The organism is Streptomyces luteosporeus (assembly GCF_039532865.1).
Lineage (GTDB): Bacteria > Actinomycetota > Actinomycetes > Streptomycetales > Streptomycetaceae > Streptomyces > Streptomyces luteosporeus.
In genome coordinates this window covers 118,046-136,541 of the sequence record NZ_BAAASL010000012.1, presented here as the reverse complement: position 1 = coordinate 136,541, position 18,496 = coordinate 118,046, and the positions used below count along the sequence as shown (strand labels likewise).

At 72.9% G+C, this 18,496-nt stretch carries 17 protein-coding genes; 13 read left to right on the top strand and 4 right to left on the bottom strand.

The features are described 5' to 3' along the window. Positions 1 to 193: 193 nt before the first annotated feature. The 8 genes from ABD361_RS17720 (at position 194) to ABD361_RS17685 (ending at position 9,230) form a co-directional block, all read left to right on the top strand. Positions 194 to 1,192 carry a 3-oxoacyl-ACP synthase III family protein gene (locus tag ABD361_RS17720; protein ID WP_344436334.1) on the top strand — a complete coding sequence of 333 codons (999 nt, stop codon included), beginning with the start codon at positions 194 to 196 and terminating at the stop codon, positions 1,190 to 1,192. Between the two features lie 90 nt (positions 1,193 to 1,282). Further along, positions 1,283 to 1,999, top strand: coding sequence for a hypothetical protein (locus tag ABD361_RS17715; RefSeq protein WP_344436333.1), 717 nt, complete (start codon positions 1,283 to 1,285; stop codon positions 1,997 to 1,999). Next, complete coding sequence (locus ABD361_RS17710; RefSeq protein WP_344436332.1) at positions 1,986 to 3,758, top strand: thiamine pyrophosphate-binding protein; 1,773 nt, start codon at positions 1,986 to 1,988, stop codon at positions 3,756 to 3,758. The genes ABD361_RS17715 and ABD361_RS17710 overlap by 14 nt, the downstream gene beginning before the upstream one ends. A 32-nt stretch (positions 3,759 to 3,790) precedes the next feature. After that, positions 3,791 to 5,389 carry an FAD-binding oxidoreductase gene (locus tag ABD361_RS17705; RefSeq protein WP_344436330.1) on the top strand — a complete coding sequence of 533 codons (1,599 nt, stop codon included), beginning with the start codon at positions 3,791 to 3,793 and terminating at the stop codon, positions 5,387 to 5,389. A gap of 9 nt (positions 5,390 to 5,398) precedes the next feature. Continuing rightward, entirely contained in the window at positions 5,399 to 6,463 is a 1,065-nt protein-coding gene (locus ABD361_RS17700) for a histidinol-phosphate transaminase (RefSeq protein WP_344436329.1), read from the top strand. Between the two features lie 34 nt (positions 6,464 to 6,497). Beyond that, positions 6,498 to 7,337, top strand: coding sequence for an SDR family oxidoreductase (locus ABD361_RS17695; RefSeq protein ID WP_344436328.1), 840 nt, complete (start codon positions 6,498 to 6,500; stop codon positions 7,335 to 7,337). Between the two features lie 71 nt (positions 7,338 to 7,408). After that, positions 7,409 to 8,458 (top strand): methyltransferase, encoded by a 1,050-nt coding sequence (locus ABD361_RS17690; protein ID WP_344436326.1) that lies wholly within the window; start codon positions 7,409 to 7,411, stop codon positions 8,456 to 8,458. Positions 8,459 to 8,543: 85 nt separating this feature from the next. After that, complete coding sequence (locus tag ABD361_RS17685; protein ID WP_344436325.1) at positions 8,544 to 9,230, top strand: (2Fe-2S)-binding protein; 687 nt, start codon at positions 8,544 to 8,546, stop codon at positions 9,228 to 9,230. Positions 9,231 to 9,250: 20 nt separating this feature from the next. Here the strand turns inward: ABD361_RS17685 and ABD361_RS17680 are convergent, their stop codons facing one another. Further along, positions 9,251 to 9,676, bottom strand: coding sequence for an ArsI/CadI family heavy metal resistance metalloenzyme (locus ABD361_RS17680; protein WP_344436324.1), 426 nt, complete (start codon positions 9,674 to 9,676; stop codon positions 9,251 to 9,253). 83 nt (positions 9,677 to 9,759) lie between these two features. On the opposite strand from ABD361_RS17680, the gene ABD361_RS17675 reads away from it, so the two are divergent. The 5 genes from ABD361_RS17675 to ABD361_RS17655 all read left to right on the top strand — a co-directional run bounded on the left by ABD361_RS17675 (position 9,760) and on the right by ABD361_RS17655 (position 13,513). Beyond that, positions 9,760 to 10,140 carry an ArsR/SmtB family transcription factor gene (locus ABD361_RS17675; RefSeq protein WP_344436323.1) on the top strand — a complete coding sequence of 127 codons (381 nt, stop codon included), beginning with the start codon at positions 9,760 to 9,762 and terminating at the stop codon, positions 10,138 to 10,140. Beyond that, positions 10,137 to 10,913: an aquaporin gene (locus ABD361_RS17670; protein ID WP_344436322.1), complete on the top strand. Its 777-nt coding sequence runs from the start codon at positions 10,137 to 10,139 to the stop codon at positions 10,911 to 10,913. Before ABD361_RS17675 ends, ABD361_RS17670 begins: the two co-directional genes overlap by 4 nt. Then, a complete protein-coding gene (locus ABD361_RS17665) occupies positions 10,910 to 11,329 on the top strand; it encodes an arsenate reductase ArsC (protein ID WP_344436321.1) in 420 nt (139 codons plus the stop codon). The genes ABD361_RS17670 and ABD361_RS17665 overlap by 4 nt, the downstream gene beginning before the upstream one ends. Positions 11,330 to 11,470: 141 nt before the next feature. After that, positions 11,471 to 12,613, top strand: a complete 1,143-nt coding sequence (locus tag ABD361_RS17660; protein WP_344436319.1) for an FAD-dependent monooxygenase — start codon at positions 11,471 to 11,473, stop codon at positions 12,611 to 12,613. A 36-nt stretch (positions 12,614 to 12,649) separates the two neighbouring features. Then, the gene (locus ABD361_RS17655; protein WP_344436318.1) at positions 12,650 to 13,513 is read left to right on the top strand and encodes an Fpg/Nei family DNA glycosylase; all 864 of its coding nucleotides are present in this window, start codon (positions 12,650 to 12,652) and stop codon (positions 13,511 to 13,513) included. A 7-nt stretch (positions 13,514 to 13,520) separates the two neighbouring features. On the opposite strand, the gene ABD361_RS17650 is transcribed toward ABD361_RS17655, so the two are convergent. The 3 genes from ABD361_RS17650 to ABD361_RS17640 all read right to left on the bottom strand — a co-directional run bounded on the left by ABD361_RS17650 (position 13,521) and on the right by ABD361_RS17640 (position 18,382). Continuing rightward, positions 13,521 to 14,963 carry an amino acid permease gene (locus ABD361_RS17650; protein WP_344436317.1) on the bottom strand — a complete coding sequence of 481 codons (1,443 nt, stop codon included), beginning with the start codon at positions 14,961 to 14,963 and terminating at the stop codon, positions 13,521 to 13,523. A gap of 143 nt (positions 14,964 to 15,106) precedes the next feature. Continuing rightward, positions 15,107 to 17,449 (bottom strand): GH92 family glycosyl hydrolase, encoded by a 2,343-nt coding sequence (locus ABD361_RS17645; RefSeq protein ID WP_344436316.1) that lies wholly within the window; start codon positions 17,447 to 17,449, stop codon positions 15,107 to 15,109. A 180-nt stretch (positions 17,450 to 17,629) separates the two neighbouring features. Then, a complete protein-coding gene (locus tag ABD361_RS17640) occupies positions 17,630 to 18,382 on the bottom strand; it encodes a lysophospholipid acyltransferase family protein (RefSeq protein WP_344436315.1) in 753 nt (250 codons plus the stop codon). Positions 18,383 to 18,496: the final 114 nt, after the last annotated feature.

The window sequence follows — 18,496 nt, the reverse complement described above, 5'->3', positions numbered from 1 at the left end:
GTTGCCAGGCAACTATAGGACACTGCTTTCCGCTTGTTGCCAGGTCACAATAGGACACCGGGACATCGTGGCCGGGCGGCCGCGGCGTCCTCATACTCGAATGCGTTGCGGTCCGGGTGATACGGAATACATCCGTCCGCGACAGCTGAAGTGCCACAAGGGGGGAACCGAGCGGGTGCGCAACGACCGGGCGATGTCTGCCCAGATCATTGATGTAGTCAACTTCCTTCCCGAGCGGGTGGTCGCCAACGGCTCACAGGCCGACGGCGACGAGCTCGGGAACGATCCGTTCTTTCGCGGGGTGGCGGAGCGGCGGTTCGCGTCGCCCGACTACACCTCGGCGGAGCTCGGGGCCAGGGCCGTCGAGAAGCTCCTCGGCCGCACCGGGACCGACGCCGCCGACATCGACCTCATTTTGTACAACTGCGTTTTCAACGACACCTTCTGGCCGGGAATCGGCCCCGCCGTGCAGGCCCGCGTGGGCGCCGCCAACGCCGCGATCATGCAGGTCGACACCAGCTGCTGCTCGTGGCTGTCCGGGCTGCGCACGGCCAGCGCCTTCATCGAGTCCGGGCAGTACCGCAACGTCGTGGTGCTCACGGTCACCAACTTCGTCTCCCGGCTTCCGGAGTTCCAGAAGTCACCGCGTTCACGGGTGCTCGGCGACGGCGCCACCGCCACCCTGCTCGCACCGGGTGAGCGCACCATTCTCTCCGCGTACGAACGTTCCCACGGGGAGAACTACGGACTGCTGCGCTTCGAGCCCGACCTGGTGGACGGGGTGTTCCGGGATTACTGGGAGCGCGGCTGCGGACCGATCACGGTCAACTTCACGCGCGAGCGCATCGAGGCGCTGCGCCAGAACGCCATGAGCCTGGTGCCCCAGGCCGTCGGGATCAGTCTCGAAAGGGCCGGCCTCGCCGCCGAGGACGTCTCGATGCTGATCACCCATCAGCCCAACGAGGAGTACCTCGCCGAATGGCGCCGGCGCTGCGGCATCGAACCGCCGCGCGCGCACGACACGCTCGCCAAGTACGGCAATCTGTTCGCCGGTTCGATCCCGGTGACCCTGGCCGACGCCCTGGACAACTCCCTGGTCAAACCCGGTGACGTCCTGGCCCTCGGCACCTTCTCCAACGGTGGGGACATGGTCAGCGCGATGACGCTGCGCTGGTCCGCCGCCCGTGTGTGAGGCGGCCCGCCACCCATTTTCCGGGAAATCCCCGGGCAATCCCTTTGCGTGAATCCGAGCAACCATCCTGACTTCACTGGAGGAGGCGTCATGGCGCCTGGACAGAATTTCGCCGGCGGGCCGGACCGTTCCGACCTCGCCGGGCTCGACCTCATTCGCTGCGAGAACACCGACGCGGACGAGATCTACAAGCTCATGGTCGGCATGACCAAGGAGACGTATTCGCACGAGGAGATATTCGGCTCCTATTCCTCGCTCGGCGAGCACATCAATGTCCCCTACGACGTGGTGTTCGACTACCTCGCCGACATCCATTCCCTGGAGGAATGGTCGTACAGCATGCGCGACCTGCAGCACGTGGGCGGCGGGCTGTACCGGGGCCAGGAGGCCATCCAGCCGGACACCGAGATCTTCATCCGGGTGGACACCATGAAGGGCCCCGAGCACGGCATGGTCCTGTGGCCCTGTGCCTGGGACCAGGGCCACGAGCTGTGGATGCGCTACTACTTCACCGTCATCGACGCCACCCGCACCCTGCGCCGCCCGGGCACCGTGGTGCTGTGGACCAACTGCCGGCACCCGTACTACGACCGCGAGGTCACCGACGTGCCCGAGTACATCGCCGCCGGCCGGGCCCGCACCGACCGATACTGGGTCGGGGACATCTGGCCCCAGTTCGACGCCATCCACAAGGTGGAGATGGCCAACCTCAAGCGCATCCTGGAGCACCGCTTCGCCACCGGCGCCGTCGGGCCGTTCGCCCCCGCCACCTCCCTAGTGACAGGACCGTCCGATGCGACTGGCTGACGCCCTCGTCACCACCCTGCGCGACTGGGACCTCGGTTACGTCTTCGGAGTCAGCGGGGCCAACATCGAGCACCTGCACGACGCGATCCACCGCCTCGGCGGCGATCGCCTGCGGTCGGTCATGGCGCGGCGCGAGGACGGCGCCGCGTTCATGGCCGACGGCCGGGCCCGCGTGCACCGCACGCTCGGCGTGTGCTGCGCCACCTCCGGCGGCGGCATGGTCAACCTGCTGGCCGGGCTCGCCGAGTCGTACGCGGAGTCGGTGCCGGTCCTCGCCCTGATCGGGCAGCCGCCCCGCGTGCTGGAGGGCCGCGGGGCCTTCCAGGACTCCTCCGGCATCGGCCGCACGGTCGACGCGCTCGGCCTGCTGCGGGCGGCCACCAAGCGGGTGGCCAAGATCGAGGACCCGGCCGACTTCTGGCCCGAGCTGCACGCGGCCGCGGTCACGGCCCTCACCGGCCGCCCCGGCCCGGTCGCGCTGTTGCTGCCCCGCGACGTCTACGACCTGTCCGTCGGCCCCCGGCCGGCGGACTGGCCGGTGGACCTGGAGCGGCTGGCGGCACCGGCGGCCGTCGCCCGCGAGGCCGTGCGCCCGCTGTTCGAGGCGCTGCGCACGGCCCGCCGCCCGGCCCTGCTCATCGGGCACGGCGTGCGCCGCAGCGGGGCCGCCGGCGAGGTGACCGCCTTCGCCCGGCGCGCCGGCGTCCCGGTGGTCGCGACGATGGGTGCCCGCGCGGAGTTCCCCAACGACGACCCGCTGTTCCTGGGCGTCGCCGGCGCCACCGGGCACCCCTCGGCGCACGCCTACCTCAAGGAGTCCGACCTCGTCGTGGCGGTCGGCACCGGGCTCGGCGTGATGACGCGCGGCCCGCTCGACCTCGCCTCCGCCCGCCTGGCCGTGGTCAACATCGACCCCGGCGAGGCGGTGCGGGCCACGGACCCGGGCATCGTCGTCGAGGCGGACGCCGGGGCGGCCTTCGCGGCCCTGCTGGCCCTGCTGGAGGCCGAGCCGTTCACCGCGCCCGCGCCCGAGGGCTACGAGCTGCGCCGCTACCGGCCGCGCCCGGCGCCGCCCACCGGGCGGGAGCAGCGCGAGCAGGAGATGCGCACCGCCGGGGACAGCCTGTTGCAGAGCGAGGCCATCGCGCAGCTGGAGGAGTACCTGCCGCGCGGCGGTCACCTCGTGCTCGACGCCGGCAACTGCGCCTCCGCCGCCATCCACCTCTCGCACGTGCCCGAGGCCGCCTCGTCGACCATCGCGCTCGGCATGGGCGGCATGGGCTACAGCATCGCGGCCGCGATCGGCGCCCAGCTCGGCTCGGCCGACGGGACGCGCACGGTGGTGCTGTGCGGCGACGGGGCGTTCCTGATGAACGGCTTCGAGGTGCACACGGCGGTGGCCGAGCGGCTGCCGGTGCTCTACGTCGTCTTCAACAACAACATGCACGGCATGTGCGTCACCCGCCAGCAGACGTTCTTCGACTCCCGCCTGGAGTGCGTGGAGTACCCGGCGCTGGACGTGGCCACGGTGGCGTACGGACTGGGGGGTCCGGACCGGTTGTGGGTCGGCTCGGCCGGTACGGCCGACGAGCTGCGGGGGCTGCTCGCCGACTACCACGACCACCACGCGCACCTGCCGGGCGTTCTCGAACTGCGGCTGCCCGTCGAGGAAGTGCCGCCGTTCGCCGCGTTCCTGCCCGCGGACGAGCCGACGTACGTCGCCGGCCGCCGGGCGGACAGCCGGGTTCTGACCGGCTGACCTGCACCATCACACAGGGGGAGAACACGCACATGGAACAGGACACCCGCCGTGCCCTCGTCGAGGAGGACGCCGCCGGCGCCCCGGTCGTCGCGGGGGCGCCGCCCGCCGCGGCACTGGACGACGCCGTGCGGGCCGGGGCGGTCACCGTCACGCCCGGTGACGCGCGCTACGCCGACCTGATCCGCGGCTACAACCAGCGCTGGGTCTTCAGCCCGGAGTCGGTGCGCGTGGTGCACACCCGGCGCCAGGTGGAGGACGTCGTGCGCGAGGCGTTCGCGGCCGGCAAGAAGGTGGCGGCCCGCAGCGGCGGCCACTGCTACGAAGGCTTCAACACCGACACGAGGATCCTCATCGACCTGTCGGCCATGAACGCCGTGTACTACGACGCGGCGCACCGCGCCTTCGCGATCGAGCCCGGCGCGACGCTGGGCGAGGTCTACAAGGCGCTGTACAAGACGTGGGGCGTCACCCTGCCCGGTGGCGCCTGCCCCTCGGTGGGCATCGGCGGGCACGTCGCCGGCGGCGGGCACGGCCCGCTCTCCCGCCTGTTCGGGGTGACCGTCGACTACCTGCACGCCGTGGAGGTCGTCACCGTCGACGAGGCGGGCGAGGTGCGGACGATCACCGCCACGCGCGAGGACTTCGAGCGGGGCCGCTCCCACGGTGCCCTGTGGTGGGCGCACACCGGCGGGGGCGGCGGCAACTTCGGCGTGGTGACCCGGTACTGGTTCCGTGACCCGGCCGCCAAGGGCTCGGACCCCACCCGGCTGCTGCCCCGGCCGCCGGCCGAGGTCTTCGTCAGCACCCTGTCCTGGCCGTGGGAGAAGGTCACCCGCGAGGACTTCGGCCACCTGGTGCGCAACTACAGCTCCTTCTTCGAGCGGCACGCCGCGGCCGGCTCGCCCTACGCCAGTCTCTACAGCCAGTTCATGCCCACCCCGCGGGCGGCCGGCGGCGCGATCTCGATGATCGCGCAGTTCGACGCGACGCGACCGGACGCCGAGCGGCTGCTGGCGGACTTCTTCGCCGCCGTGGGCGCGAACGTGTCCGTCACGCCCAAGGTGGACCGCCTGCGCCTGCCCTGGCTGCACGCCACCGCCTGGCCGGGCCTGACCGGCCCCAACACGCCCACCTTCCGTTTCAAGGCCAAGTCGGCCTACCAGCACGGCTGCCTGCCCGACGACCAGATCGAGGCGATGTACCGGCACTTCGCGGAGGTGGACTACGCCAACCCCGCCGCCCGGCTGCTGATGATCTCCTTCGGCGGCCGGACCAACACCGTGCGCCGCGACGCCACCGCCTTCGCGCACCGCAACTCGGTGATGGAGATGCACTACGTGACCACCTGGGTCGACGAGGCCGGCGAGGCGGTCCACCTGAAGTGGCTGCGCGACTTCTACGCGGACGTCTACAAGGAGACCGGCGGGGTGCCGCTGTCCAACGGCGTCACCGACGGCTGCTACGTCAACTACCCGGACACCGACCTGGACGACCCGGCGTACAACACCTCCGGGACCCTCGCCCACCGGCTGTACTACGGGGAGAACTACGAGGCCCTGGTCGAGGCCAAGGGCACCTTCGACCCGCACAACGTCTTCCACCACGCCCAGTCGCTTCCGGTGAAGTGAGGCACGGGAATGACCGGTGACTTAAGCCCTCACAAGGAACCTCGCGCCGAACCCCGCGAGGAACACTGGCTGAGGCTGCACCTCAACGAGAACCCCTTCCCGCCGCTGCCCGAGGTGGCCACGGCCCTGGCGGCGGAGCTGACGGCGGTCAACCGCTACCCCGAGTTCACCCCGGACACCCTCACCGGCATGATCGCCGACTGGCTGGGCACCGGCCGCGAGCACGTGGCGGTCGGCAGCGGCTCGGTGGGCATCGCCCGCCAGCTGATCGACCTGTGCACCGAGCCGGGCGACGAAGTGGTCTACGGCTGGCGGTCCTTCGACGCCTACCCGCTGATCACCCGGATGGCCGGCGCCGTGCCCGTCGAGGTACCGCTGACGGCCACGGGCGAGCAGGACCTGCCCGGCATGCTCGCCGCCCTCACGGAACGCACCAGGGTCGTCGTGCTGTGCAACCCGCACAACCCGACCGGCACCCTGGTCGGCCGGGCGGAGCTGGAGGACTTCCTGGCCGCCCTGCCCCGGCGCATCACCCTCGTACTGGACGAGGCGTACCACGAGTTCGCCCGCGACCCGCGCACGCCCGACGGGCTGCGCCTGCTCACGGACCACCCCAACGTGGTGGTGCTGCGCACGTTCTCCAAGGCGTACGGCCTGGCCGCGCTGCGGGTGGGCTACTGCGTGGCCGCGCCCGGGCAGGCCGGGCGGCTGCGGGCGGCGTCCCTGCCGTTCGGCATCAGCCCCCTTGCCCAAGTGGCGGTCGCCGCCTCGCTGCGGGCCGGCAAGCAGCTGGCCGAGCGCGTCGACGCCGTCGTGGCCGAACGCGAGCGGCTGCGCTCCGGCCTCGTCCGCCTGGGCTTCACCGGCCCGGCGAGCCACGGCAACTTCCTGTGGCTGGACGCGGGGCCGCGCACCGAGGCGCTGGCCGCGGCGCTCGCCGCGGCCGGGGTCCTGGTGCGCTTCTACCCCGGCGAGGGGATGCGGCTGACCGTCGGTTCGCGCGAGGCCGACGACCTCGTCCTGAGCACGGCCGGGGCGCTCGCCCCGGCCGTGCCGGCCGGACTCACCCCGTAGGAACCCTGTGGGACCTTCCAAGGAAAGGACACCGATGAGTGAGACGTTTCTGGTAGTGGGCGCCACCGGCAAGACGGGCCGGCGGGTGGCCGCCGCGCTGCGCGAGGGGGGCCGGCAGGTGCGGGCCGCCTCCCGCAGCGCCGAGACCCGCTTCGACTGGCAGGACGAGGCGACGTGGGCACCGGCCCTTGAGGGCGTGCACGGCGTCTACCTGGTGCAGCCGACGCTGCCGAGCCAGGCGCAGCAGCTCGTCCCGCGCTTCGTCGAGCGGGCCGTCGCGGCCGGCGTGCGGCGTCTGGTGCTGCTCTCCGCGCGCGGCATCGACGCGGCGGGCGACGAGAAGCTGCTGATCCCCGAGCGCTCGGTGCGCGAGTCGGGGCTGACGTGGACGATCGTGCGGCCCACCTGGTTCGCCCAGAACTTCAGCGAGGCGGTCTTCCTGCCGCAGATCCTCGAAGGCGTCCTCGCCGCGCCGACCGGGGAGGGCAAAGAGCCCTTCGTGGACGCCGACGACATCGCGGACGTGGCCGTGGCCGCGCTCACCGGCGAGGGCCACGCCGGGCGCACCTACGAGCTGTCCGGGCCCGAGGCGCTGACCTTCGGCGAGGCCGCGGCGCGCATCGGGGCGGCCACCGGCCGTGAGATCCGGTTCGTCGACCTCGACGACGAGGCGTTCCTCAAGAGCGCCACCGAGGCCGGGGTGCCGGCGGAGCACGCCGGCATCCTGCTCGGCCTGCAGACCGCGATCCGCAACGGCTACGACGCGCACCTGAGCACCGGGGTGCGCGACGCGCTGGGCCGCGAACCGCGCAGCTTCGACGCGTACGTGCGCGCGGCCGCCGCCGCGGGCGCGTGGACGCCCCCGGCGAACTGACCGTCCGCACCCATCCGTCGTCCCACTGCAGGCGGGCGGCACCCACGGGTGCCGGCCGCCCGAGGAGTCGTATGAACAGCACCTCGTACACCGGCGTCCGCCCGCTGACCCCCGCGCCGCTGATGGCGATCGCCGACGGCTTCCGTGTGGCGAAAGTCCTCGCGGTGGCCCTGGAATTCGACCTGTTCACGCAAGTGAGCGGCACCGACGGCATCACGCCCGCGGAGCTGGCCGGCCGCGAGGGCCTGCAGGAGCGCCCCGCACGCCTGCTGCTGACGGCCTGCGCCTCGCTCGGGCTGCTGGACAAGCGCGAGGGGCGGTACGTGAACTCGGAGCTGGCGGAGGAGTTCCTGGTCCGCGGCAAGCGCTACTTCTTCGGTGACCTGGTGACCTTCACCGACCGGCGCGAGTACGACGCCTGGGGCAAGCTGGCCGACGCCGTGCGCGGCAACCGACCCGTCACCTGGGACCCGGACACCGCCGAGACGCTGTTCGACCCGGCGGACGAGCAGATGGCCGACCTGTTCCCCAAGGCCCTGCACGCCGGGGCGGTCTTCACCGCCCGCGCCATGGCCCTGTCCCTGGACTTCCACCCCTACCGCACGCTGCTGGACGTCGGCGGCGGCCTGGGCTCGTTCTGCGGCGAGCTGTGCCGCCACTACCCGCACCTGCGCGCCACCGTCTACGACCTGCCGTTCGTCGTCGGCATGGCCGAGAAGCAGCTGGCGCAGACCCCGGTGGCCGACCGCGTCGACGCCATCGGCGGCGACTTCTTCGCCGAGGACCTGCCCCGCGGCTACGACGCCATCCTGCTGACCAACGTCCTGCACGACTGGGACGCCGACCGCTGCGCGACGCTGCTGGCCAAGTGCCACGCGGCGCTCGGCAGCGGCGGCACCGTCATCGTGGGTGAGGCGTTCCTCGACGACGAGGGCACCGGCCCGGTGGCCGGCGCCGTCGCCGGCCTGAACATGCTGGTGGAGACGGCCGACGGCGCCAACCGCAGCCGCGCCGAGTACACCGCGATGCTCACCGCGGCGGGCTTCACCGACATCCGGCGGGCGGGCTTCGTCATGGACGCCCCGCTGGCCAACGGCGCCCTGCTCGCCCGCAAGGCCTGACCTGCGGCCCCTGCGCCCCGCCACCCGGGCGGGGCGCAGGGGTACAGTGAGGCGGCCGGCCCGCGAGCGAAGGAAGACCCGCCCCATGTCCTTGAGCGAACTCGCGGACGTGGGCCCGTTCTTCGCGCTGCCCACCGGCCAGGCACCGCCCGCGGACGACGCTGCGGCGTACCTTCCGCCCGGCCCCGAGGCGCTGCGGCAGCGCATCGCCGTCGTCACCGGCCGGCTCGGCACCCGCGAGGAGCGGGTCGCGGCGTCCCTCGCCTTCCAGGGCCTCGCCGGACGCCTGCTGTCGATCACCCTCGGCTCCCTCGTCCTGACCGGGCGCGCACCCGACCTCGCCGCCGGCGCCCTGCGCTGGCACCCCGCCCTCGGCGCCCCCGACGACCTGTGGTGGGCCGCACCGGCCGCCCCACCCCCGGCGCAGGACGCCGCGGCCGTCCTCCACGAGGTGCTCCTCCCCCTGCACGCCGCCACCCGCTCCCTGACCGGGGTCTCCGCACGGCTGCTGTGGGGCAACGCCGGATCCGCCCTCGCCGGCGCCCTGCGCGTCCTGCACCCCTGGTGCCTGCGGCAGGGCCGCCCGGCCGACGCCGACCGCGCCGTCGCCCTGACCCGCACCCTCCTGGCCGACCCCCTGCTGCACGACACCGGAACCCTGCACCTGCCCGCCGGCGGCCCGGCCTTCGCCCGCACCACCTGCTGCCTGTACTACCGCGTGCCGGGCGGCGGCCTGTGCGGCGACTGCGTCCTGCAGCGGCGCGGGGGCTGACACGGCACGTCAAGCGCGGTTCAGCTGCCGCAGGCGCAGCAGGCGTCACCGCCGGCGACGGGGCTCTTGCCCAGCTGATCGGCGTCGGCCTTGACGACGTAGACCTCCCACGGCTCCTTTCCGGGGCCGGTCACCCACACCTTGTCCTGCAGCGCGTAGCAGCAGGAGGTGTCGTTCTCCTCGAAGGTGGCCAGCCCGGCCTCCTTCAGGTGGGTCGTGGCGGCGTTGACCTGCTCGGTGGAGGCGACCTCGACGCCGAGGTGGTCCAGGCGGGTGTCCTCGCCGCTCTCGCCCTCGATGAGGACGAGCTTGAGCGGGGGCTCGGTGATGGCGAAGTTGGCGTAGCCGTCGCGGCGCTTGGCGGGCTCGGTCCCGAACAGCTTGGAGTAGAAGGCGATCGAGGCTTCGAGGTCGGCGACGCGCAGGGCGAGCTGGACACGGGACATGGCGGTCTCCCATCGGACTTGTTTCGATGCCTGTCGATACAGCCGACCTTGCCGCCAGGATCGACGGCCGTCAATATTGAAGAATGTCGAAACAAGCTGGCCTGCCGGTGCTCGGGCGGGACGAGGTCGCGTGCTGCGCGCCGATGGTCCGCGAGCCGCTCGGCGAGGAGGCCGCGGCCGAGCTGTCGCGGATGTTCAAGGCGCTCTCGGACCCGATCCGGCTGCGGCTGCTGTCCCTGATCGCCTCGTACGAGGGCGGCGAGGCGTGCGTGTGCGACCTCATCGGCCCCTTCGAGGTTTCCCAGCCGACGATCTCCCACCACCTGAAGGTGCTGCGGGAGGCCGGCCTGGTCGGCTCCGAGCGGCGCGGAACCTGGGTGTACTACTGGGTGCTGCCCGAGGCCCTGGCGAAGCTGTCCGCCCTGCTCCAGATCCCTGCCGTGTCCGCGCAGGCTCCCGCGTGAGCGCGCCCGCGCCGTTGACACGGCGGGCTGCGGTCGAGGGGCTGGGTACGGCCGCGCTGGTCGCGGTGGTGGTCGGCTCGGGCATCCAGGCCACCGAACTGACCCACGACGTCGGCACACAGCTGCTGGCCAATTCGCTCGCCACCGTTTTCGGTCTCGGCGCGCTGATCGCCCTGCTCGGCCCGGTATCCGGGGCGCACTTCAATCCCGCGGTCACCCTCGCCGCCTGGTTCACCGGTCGCCGCACCGGTGACGGCCCTGCCCTGCGCGATGTCGCCGCGTACGTGCCCGCCCAGGTCGCCGGGGCGATCGCAGGCGCGGTGCTGGCCGACGCCATGTTCGGCACGCCGCTGGTGCACCTCTCCGCCCACGACCGGTGGGCCGGGCACCTGTGGCTGGCGGAGGCCGTGGCCACCGCCGGGCTGGTCTGGCTCGTCTTCGGCCTGGCCCGCGCCGGCCGCGCACACCTGGCGCCGTTGCTGGTCGCCCCCTACATCGGGGCGGCGTACTGGTTCACCTCCTCCACCAGCTTCGCCAACCCGGCCGTCACGATCGGCCGGGCGTTCACCGACACCTTCGCCGGCATCGCCCCCGTCTCCGTGCCGCCCTTCATCGTCGCCCAGCTGATCGGCGCCGCTGCCGGTCTCGGCCTGGTCGCCGTCTGCTTCGGCCGCCCGGCCGCCGCGGGCGAGGACGAGGACGTCGTCCCCGACGCCGGGCAGCAGCCCGCAGCCCCCACCCGTTCCACCGAAGAAAGCGCCCTCGCCCGATGAGCACCCCTCCCGTCCCCTCCGTGCTGTTCGTCTGCGTGCACAACGCCGGCCGGTCCCAGATGGCCGCCGCCTTCCTCACCCACCTCGGCGGCGACCGGGTCCAGGTCCGCTCGGCCGGATCCGCCCCCGCCGACACGGTGAACCAGGCCGTCGTGGAGGCCATGGCCGAGGTCGGCATCGACATCTCCGCCGAGACTCCGAAGGTCCTCACCACCGAAGCGGTGCAGTCCTCGGACGTGGTGATCACCATGGGCTGCGGAGACGCCTGCCCCTACTTCCCCGGCAAGCGATACCTGGACTGGCAGCTGGAGGACCCGGCCGGGCAGGGCGTCGCGGCCGTCCGGCCGATCCGCGACGAGATCGAGCAGCGCATCCGCGGCCTGCTCGTCGAACTCGGCATCGAGCCGGCGGCGTGAGGGCCGCCGGGGCCGGCGTGCACATCACGCCGCCGCGGCTGTGAGCGGCCTGGACGGGGCGGCCGTCGTCTGCTTACGTTCGTGAACGCAACCGCATGGACGGATGTGCGGACGGCAGGCGACAGTTCGGGGGGATGCGCCATGGCCCGGGCACTGATCATCGGTGGCGGTATCGCCGGCCCCGTCACCGCCATGGCCCTGCAGCGGGCCGGCATCGAGGCGGCCGTCCACGAGGCGTACCCCGCCGGCGCGGACGACGTCGGTGCCTTCCTGGTGCTGTTCGCCAACGGTCTCGCGGCCCTGGCCGCCATCGACGCGGACGCGGTCGTGCGCGAGCACTCCTTCCCGGCCCGCACCGCCGAGTTCCTCGGTGCCGACGGCGCCGCGCTCGGCAGCCGCCCGCTCGCGGGGAGCAACGGCGGGGCGGCGCCGCGCACCCTGTCCCGCTCCGTCCTGCACCGCGTCCTGCGCGAGGAGGCCGCCCGGCGCGGCATCCCCGTCCACCACGGCAAGCGGCTGGTGGACCGGCGCACCGGGCCGGGCGGCACCGTCACCGCCCTCTTCGCCGACGGCACGCGCGCCGAGGGCGACGTGCTCGTCGGCGCCGACGGCATCCACTCGCGCACCCGCACCCTCCTCGACCCCGCCGCCCCCGCGCCCCGCCCCACCGGCCAGACCACCGTCTGCGGCCGCCTGCGGGATGCCGCCCACACGGTGCCGCCGGCCACGTACCGGATGATGTACGGCACGCGCGGCTTCTTCGGCTGCACCACCGCGCCCGACGGCACCACGTACTGGTTCGCCAACGTCCCCGGCACCCCCGCGCCCGGTGCCGGCCCGGCCCACTGGCGGCGCCTGGTGGCCGAGGCGTTCGCCGGCGACGGTACGCCCGCCGCCGCGATGGCCGCCGCCACCGGCGACGACATCGTCGGCACCAGCGCCCACGACCTGCAGCGCACCCCCGTCTGGCACGACCGGCACACGGTCCTGGTCGGCGACGCCGCCCACGCCACCGCCCCCAACGCCGCCCAGGGCGCCTCCCTGGCCATCGAGGACGGCGTCGTCCTCGCCCAGTGCCTGCGCGACCTGGCCGGCGTTCCGCGCGCCTTCGCGGCGTACGAGCGGCTGCGCCGCGCTCGCGCGGAGCGCGTCGTGGCCCTCAGCGCGGCCCTGGCGGCCCGGCTGGCCGGGGCCGCGGACGAGAACACCCCGCAGCGCAGCGGTGACGGCAGCGCCGACTGGCTCACCGGCTACCGCATCGACTGGGACGCCCGCGTGAGCTGAAGTTGCCGCCGGGCACCACTGCGGCAGACTGGAGCCATGCCGGAGCTGCCGGAGGTCGAAGCCCTCGCCGGGTTCCTCGCCGAGCACCTCACCGGCCGTACGGTCGAGCGCGTGGTGCCCGTGGCGGTGAGCGTGCTCAAGACGTACGACCCGCCGCTCGGCGCCCTCGAAGGGCGCACCGTGGCGGGCGTGCAGCGCTACGGCAAGTTCCTCGGCGTCGCCACCGACGGCGGCCCCCACCTCGTGCTGCACCTCGCCCGCGCCGGGTGGCTGCGCTGGCACGAGCAGGTGCCGGTCGCGCCGCCGCGGCCGGGCCGGGGGCCGCTGGCGCTGCGGCTGTACCTCGCCGGCGGCGCCGGCCTGGACGCCACCGAGGCCGGCACCCAGAAGCGGCTGGCCGCCTACTGCGTGCAGGACCCCCGCGACGTGCCCGGCATCGCCCGCCTCGGCCCGGACCCGCTCACCGAGGACTTCACCGAGCAGGTCTTCGCCGGGCTGCTGCGCGGGGAGCGCCGGCAGATCAAGGGCGTCCTGCGCGACCAGGAGGTGATCGCCGGCATCGGCAACGCCTACTCCGACGAGATCCTGCACGCGGCCCGCATGTCCCCCTTCAAACCGGCCGCGAACCTGACCGAGGAGGAGGTCCGGCAGCTGTACGAGGCGCTGCGCGCCACGCTCGGCGAGGCCGTCGAGCGCTCGCGGGGGCAGGCGGCCGGGGAGCTGAAGGCGGAGAAGAAGAGCGGCCTGCGGGTGCACGGCCGCACCGGCGAGCCGTGCCCGGTGTGCGGGGACACCATCCGCGAGGTCTCCTTCAGCGACTCCTCGCTGCAGTACTGCCCCACGTGCCAGACCGGCGGCAAGCCGCTGGCCGACCGGCGGCTGTCCCGCCTGCTGAAGTGAGCGCGCCTCAGTCGCGCGGAATGCCGCGCTCGTCCGCCTTCGCCAGCTCCGAGTGGCGGTAGGAGTAGCAGAAGTACACCACCAGCCCGATCACGAACCACACCGCGAACCGCACCCACGTCTGCCAGGCGAGGTAGGTGATCAGCCAGATCGACGCGGCCACTCCGATGCCGGGGACGACGGGCACGCCGGGGCAGCGGAAGGAGCGCGGCAGGTCCGGCCGGCGGTACCGCAGCATGATCACCGCGGTGCACACCACGGCGAAGGCCAGCAGGATGCCGATGTTGGTCAGTTCGGCCGCCTCGCCGATGGGCACCAGCCCGGCGATCGCCGCGGAGGCCACGCCCACGATCCACGTCACCCGCGTGGGCACGTGGCGCCGGGGATGGGTGTGGGCGAACCACTTCGGCAGCAGCCCGTCGCGCGACATGGCGAACCACACCCGGGTCACGCCCAGCATGAACGTGAACATCACGGTGAGGATGCCGATGATGGCCCCGACCGCGATGACGTCCGCGATGCCGTGCAGGCCCACCGACTTGAAGGCCGTGGAGAAGCCGCTCGCCTTGTCGATGTCCTTGTAGTTCTGCATGCCCGTCAGCACCAGGCAGGCCAGGACGTACAGCACCATCGAGATCGCCAGCGAGAGCATGATCGCCTTGGGCATGTGCCGCTGTGCGTCCTTCGACTCCTCAGCGGCCGTGGACATCGCGTCGTAGCCGAAGACCGCGAAGAAGACCGTGGCCGCGCCCGTGAACGCACCGCTGACGCCGAAAGGGAAGAAGGGGGAGTAGTTGGCGGTGTTGATGTGGAAGAAGCCCACGCCGATCACCAGCAGCACTACCAGGACCTTCAGGCCCACCACGATCGTCTCGAAGCGGGCCGCGTTCTTCATGCCCATGGTCAGCAGATAGGCGATCAGCAGGCACAGCACCGCCGCGAACAGGTCCACCCGGTGTCCCGGCCCGGTGCCCGGTGCGCCCAGCATCCAGCGCGGCAGCTCCGCGCCCACCTCCCCGAGCAGGAAGTTGATGTAGCCGGAGATGCCGATGGCCACCACCGCCACGATCGCGGTGTACTCCAGCAGCAGGTCCCAGCCGATGAACCAGCCGCCCAGCTCGCCCAGCACCGCGTAACCGTAGGTGTAGGCCGACCCCGCTCTCGGGATCAGCCCGGCGAACTCCGCGTACGAGAACGCCGCCGCGGCACTGGCGACGCCGGCGATCAGGAAGGACACCAGCACCGCCGGGCCCGCCACGCCGTTGGCGATCGTCCCCGCCAGGCTGAAGATGCCCGCGCCGATGATGCCGCCGACGCCGATCGCGGTCAGCTGCCACAGCCCCAGGGTGCGGGTCAGCCGCTCGCCGTGCGCCTCGGTCTCCTCCGCCTCCTCGATCGTCTCGATCGGCTTGCGGCGCCAGACGCCCTGCCCCGTCCCGAGCCCGGCCATGGCGTGTCCTCTCGTGGGCCTGCGGGCGGCTCGCCCTTGGGTGGTCTACGGGTGGTTTGCGGATGATTTGCCGGTGGATGGCCCCATCATGGCCGAGCGGGCGCGGCGACGGAAGACGCCGCGCCCCGTACAGGTGCCGGGCGTCAGCGAACAGCGGGCGGCCCGTCCTGCCCGCCCGTGCCCCAGGCCGAGGGCCGCGGGCCGACGGTGAAGTCCAGCCGGGCCCCGCGGCGCAGGTCCGCGGTCCTCACGTACGTACGGCCGTACGGCTTGCCGTCCAGGCGCACCGAACGCACGTACCGGTCGGTGCGCGAGGTGCCCGGCGCGCTCACCGCGATGCGGCCCCCGGGGTACCAGCGCCTGTCCAGGCGCAGCTCCACGCGGTCGAAGACGGGGGTGCTCAGCCCCCACACGTCCGTCCCCGGCTGCACCGGGTACACCCCGATCGACGACAGCACCATCCACGCCGACATGGTGCCGAGGTCGTCGTTGCCGGTCATGCCGTCGGGGGTGTCGGTGAACAGCGTCAGCGCCGCGTGCACCACGTCCGTGGTCTTCCACGGCCGGCCGGTGGACAGGTAGGTGTACGGGGCGATGAGGTCCGGCTCGTTCTGCGGGTTGTATTTGTCGGCGTTGTAGTAGTCGTACGGGCCGTGGACCCACACCTCGCGCGCGGTGCGGGCCGGGTCGGCCAGCAGCCGGTCGTAGGCGAAGAAGGAGTCCAGCCGCCGGTCGGTGGCGTCCCGGCCGCCGATCAGGCGCACCAGCCCGGGCGGGTCCTGCGGCACCAGCCACTGGTACTGCCAGGCCGTGCCCTCGTGGAAGCCCGGGCTGCGGGCCGGGTCGGCGGGCCCCGTGAAGGCGCCGTCGTCGTCGCGCGGCCGGAAGAAGCCGGTCTGCGGGTCGTGGATGCTGCGGTAGGCGCGCGAGCGGTCGGCGTAGCGGTCGGCGTCCGCCCGGTGCCCGAGCGCGCGGGCCATCGTCGCCAGGGCGCCGTCGGCCAGGGCGTACTCCAGCGTGGCCGAGGCGCCCTCGTGGAAGTCGGAGTCGCCCGGCTTGGCCCGGGGCCTCTCCGGCAGGTAGGGCACGTAACCGTCGCGGATGTACTCGCTGTTGCCCTCCCGGCCGACCGCCGGCGAGGCGGCCGGGGGCACGCCGTCGGCGTTCTTCTTCAGCACCCGGTACGCCTCCTCCTCGTGGCCGGTGAGCAGCCCGTGGTGGAAGGCGTTGGTGAGGTAGGGGGTGACCGGGTCACCGGTCATGATGTTCGTCTCGACCGTGCCGTACCCCCACTTGGGCAGCCAGCCGCCCTCGGCGTCCACGCGCAGCACCGACAGCGCCATGTCCCGCGCCTCGCGGGGCGCGAGGAGGGCCAGCAGCTGGGCCTGGGTGCGGTAGGTGTCCCACAGCGACCAGTTCTGGTAGTAGGTGAAGCCCCGGGCGCGGTGGACGCGCTGGTCCCAGCCCCGGTACCGGCCGTCGGCGTCGCTGCCGACGTTGGGCGAGAGGAACGAGCGGTACAGCGAGGAGTAGAAGGTGCGCCGCAGTGCGGTGCTCCCGCCGGTGACCCGTACGTCGCCCAGCCGCCGCTCCCAGGCCGCCCGGGCCGCCGCGGCCGTCCGGTCGAAGCCGTCCTGCTCGGCGCGCAGGTTGCGCTCGGCGCCGGCCGCGTCCACGTAGCTGACGGCGGTGGTCGCCTCCACGTCGCGGTCGCGGGTGGCGTCGAAGCGCACCCAGGCGCCGTTGCGCGCCGTCGAGGACGAGGAGCGGGAGCCGGCGCTGACGTGGTCGCCGTTCCACGTGCCGTACGAGGCGAAGGGCCGGTCGAAGCGGGTGAGGGTGTACAGGGTGTACGGGCGGGTATCCTGGCAGAAGCCGCGGCCGGTGATGGTGGTGCGCACCGTGCGCTCGTCGACGACCTCGACCGTGCTGGAGACCGTGCGGTGCAGCGCCTGACCGGCGTTGAACAGCACGTTGGCCTTGCCGGTGGCAGGAAAGGTGTAGCGCTGCCGCCCGGTGCGCGCGGTCGCGGTCAGCTCGGCGGTGATGCCGCCGTAGGAGCCCAGGCGGACCCGGTAGTAGCCGGGGCGGGCGCTCTCGTCGCGGTGGCTGAAGGACGCGGCGTAGCGCGCGTTGTCGGTGCTGGTGACCTCGCCCGTGGTGGGCAGCACCGGCAGGTCCCCGCCGATGCGGCAGCCGACCCCGGACAGGTGCACGGTGCTGAAGCCGCGGATGCGCTCGTGCCGGTAGTCGTACCCGGTGGCGTGCCCGGTGTCCGGGGACAGCTGCACCATGCCGAAGGGCACGGCGGCGCCGGGGAAGGTGTTCCCCTCGTTCTGCGTGCCGATGAAGGGGTTGACCAGGGCGGTGAGCGGCTCGGCCGGCCGGGCCGCGGGCGGCGCGAGGCCGGCGGTGCCGAGGACCGCGACGAGGGCGAGCGCGGCCGCGCCGGCGCGGCGCGGCAGTGGACGAACGGCCGGTCTCATGCGACCACGACCCTCCAGCCGACTTCGGTGACAGCGCAGAGGCTGGCCGGGGCCGTAAGGGGAGTCAAGGATGCGCCGCTCGGTGGGCGTGGTGTTCCGGTCACCAGGAGGGACGTACAGGGGCGCCGCGGAATGACAATATGCGGCGCCCGCTGAGTCCTCGTCAGGCCGCAGGCCCCGTCAGGCCGCCGCGGAACCGCCGAGGCCGGCGTGCGCGCCGGGCGCCGGGGCGAGGGGGCGCGGGCTGCCGCCGACCGTCCGCAGCCGGGCCTTGGCCTCGGCGGCGTAGACGTCCACGTACTCCTGCTCCGACAGCTTCCAGATGGCGTACATGATCTCGTCGGTGACGGCCCGCAGGACCGCGCGCTCGTCCTGCAGCCCGGCGTAGCGGGAGAAGTCCAGCGGCCGGCCGAAGCGGATGGTGATGGGCACCCGGCGCGGCAGCAGCCGCCCGGCCGGCTGCGCCTCGAACGTACCGATCATCGCGCAGGGCACGACCGGGACGCCGGCCTGCAGTGCCATGGCGGCGACCCCCACCTTGCCCTTGTACAGGCGCCCGTCGTGCGAGCGCGTGCCCTCCGGGTAGATGCCCAGCAGGCCGCCGCCCTTCAGCACCCCGAGCGCGGTGTCCACCGCGGCCTGGGCCGCTTCCTTGCCCGAGCGGTCCACGGGAATGCCGCCGACCCCGCGGAAGAAGGCCGCGATCAGCCGGCCCTTGAGGCCGCTGCCGGTGAAGTACTCCTGCTTCGCCAGGAAGGTGATCCGGCGCCTGACCATCACCGGCATCATGAAGTGGTCCGAGAAGGACAGGTGATTGCCGGCGATGATGGCCGCGCCCTCCTCCGGCAGGTGTTCCAGCCCCTCGACCCTGGGCCGGAACACCCACCGCAGCAGCGGTATCAGAACAACCGTCTTGAACAGGTGATAGAACACGTCGTGGCCCCTTTCCCCGGGCTTCCCGAGCGACCTGCCCCCGCGCCGAGGCACGGTAGTGGGCAGGCGGGATCATGGGGAGAGTGACTATTCGGCCACGCTCAGTGAAGCCCC

What these genes read in the sequence shown, in the direction of transcription:
- ABD361_RS17720 (WP_344436334.1), top strand. Translation starts at nt 194, where the DNA reads ATGTCTGCCCAGATCATTGATGTAGTCAACTTCCTTCCCGAGCGGGTG.
- ABD361_RS17715 (WP_344436333.1), top strand. Translation starts at nt 1,283, where the DNA reads ATGGCGCCTGGACAGAATTTCGCCGGCGGGCCGGACCGTTCCGACCTC.
- ABD361_RS17710 (WP_344436332.1), top strand. Translation starts at nt 1,986, where the DNA reads ATGCGACTGGCTGACGCCCTCGTCACCACCCTGCGCGACTGGGACCTC.
- ABD361_RS17705 (WP_344436330.1), top strand. Translation starts at nt 3,791, where the DNA reads ATGGAACAGGACACCCGCCGTGCCCTCGTCGAGGAGGACGCCGCCGGC.
- ABD361_RS17700 (WP_344436329.1), top strand. Translation starts at nt 5,399, where the DNA reads ATGACCGGTGACTTAAGCCCTCACAAGGAACCTCGCGCCGAACCCCGC.
- ABD361_RS17695 (WP_344436328.1), top strand. Translation starts at nt 6,498, where the DNA reads ATGAGTGAGACGTTTCTGGTAGTGGGCGCCACCGGCAAGACGGGCCGG.
- ABD361_RS17690 (WP_344436326.1), top strand. Translation starts at nt 7,409, where the DNA reads ATGAACAGCACCTCGTACACCGGCGTCCGCCCGCTGACCCCCGCGCCG.
- ABD361_RS17685 (WP_344436325.1), top strand. Translation starts at nt 8,544, where the DNA reads ATGTCCTTGAGCGAACTCGCGGACGTGGGCCCGTTCTTCGCGCTGCCC.
- ABD361_RS17680 (WP_344436324.1), bottom strand. Translation starts at nt 9,676, where the DNA reads ATGTCCCGTGTCCAGCTCGCCCTGCGCGTCGCCGACCTCGAAGCCTCG.
- ABD361_RS17675 (WP_344436323.1), top strand. Translation starts at nt 9,760, where the DNA reads ATGTCGAAACAAGCTGGCCTGCCGGTGCTCGGGCGGGACGAGGTCGCG.
- ABD361_RS17665 (WP_344436321.1), top strand. Translation starts at nt 10,910, where the DNA reads ATGAGCACCCCTCCCGTCCCCTCCGTGCTGTTCGTCTGCGTGCACAAC.
- ABD361_RS17660 (WP_344436319.1), top strand. Translation starts at nt 11,471, where the DNA reads ATGGCCCGGGCACTGATCATCGGTGGCGGTATCGCCGGCCCCGTCACC.
- ABD361_RS17655 (WP_344436318.1), top strand. Translation starts at nt 12,650, where the DNA reads ATGCCGGAGCTGCCGGAGGTCGAAGCCCTCGCCGGGTTCCTCGCCGAG.
- ABD361_RS17650 (WP_344436317.1), bottom strand. Translation starts at nt 14,963, where the DNA reads ATGGCCGGGCTCGGGACGGGGCAGGGCGTCTGGCGCCGCAAGCCGATC.
- ABD361_RS17645 (WP_344436316.1), bottom strand. Translation starts at nt 17,449, where the DNA reads ATGAGACCGGCCGTTCGTCCACTGCCGCGCCGCGCCGGCGCGGCCGCG.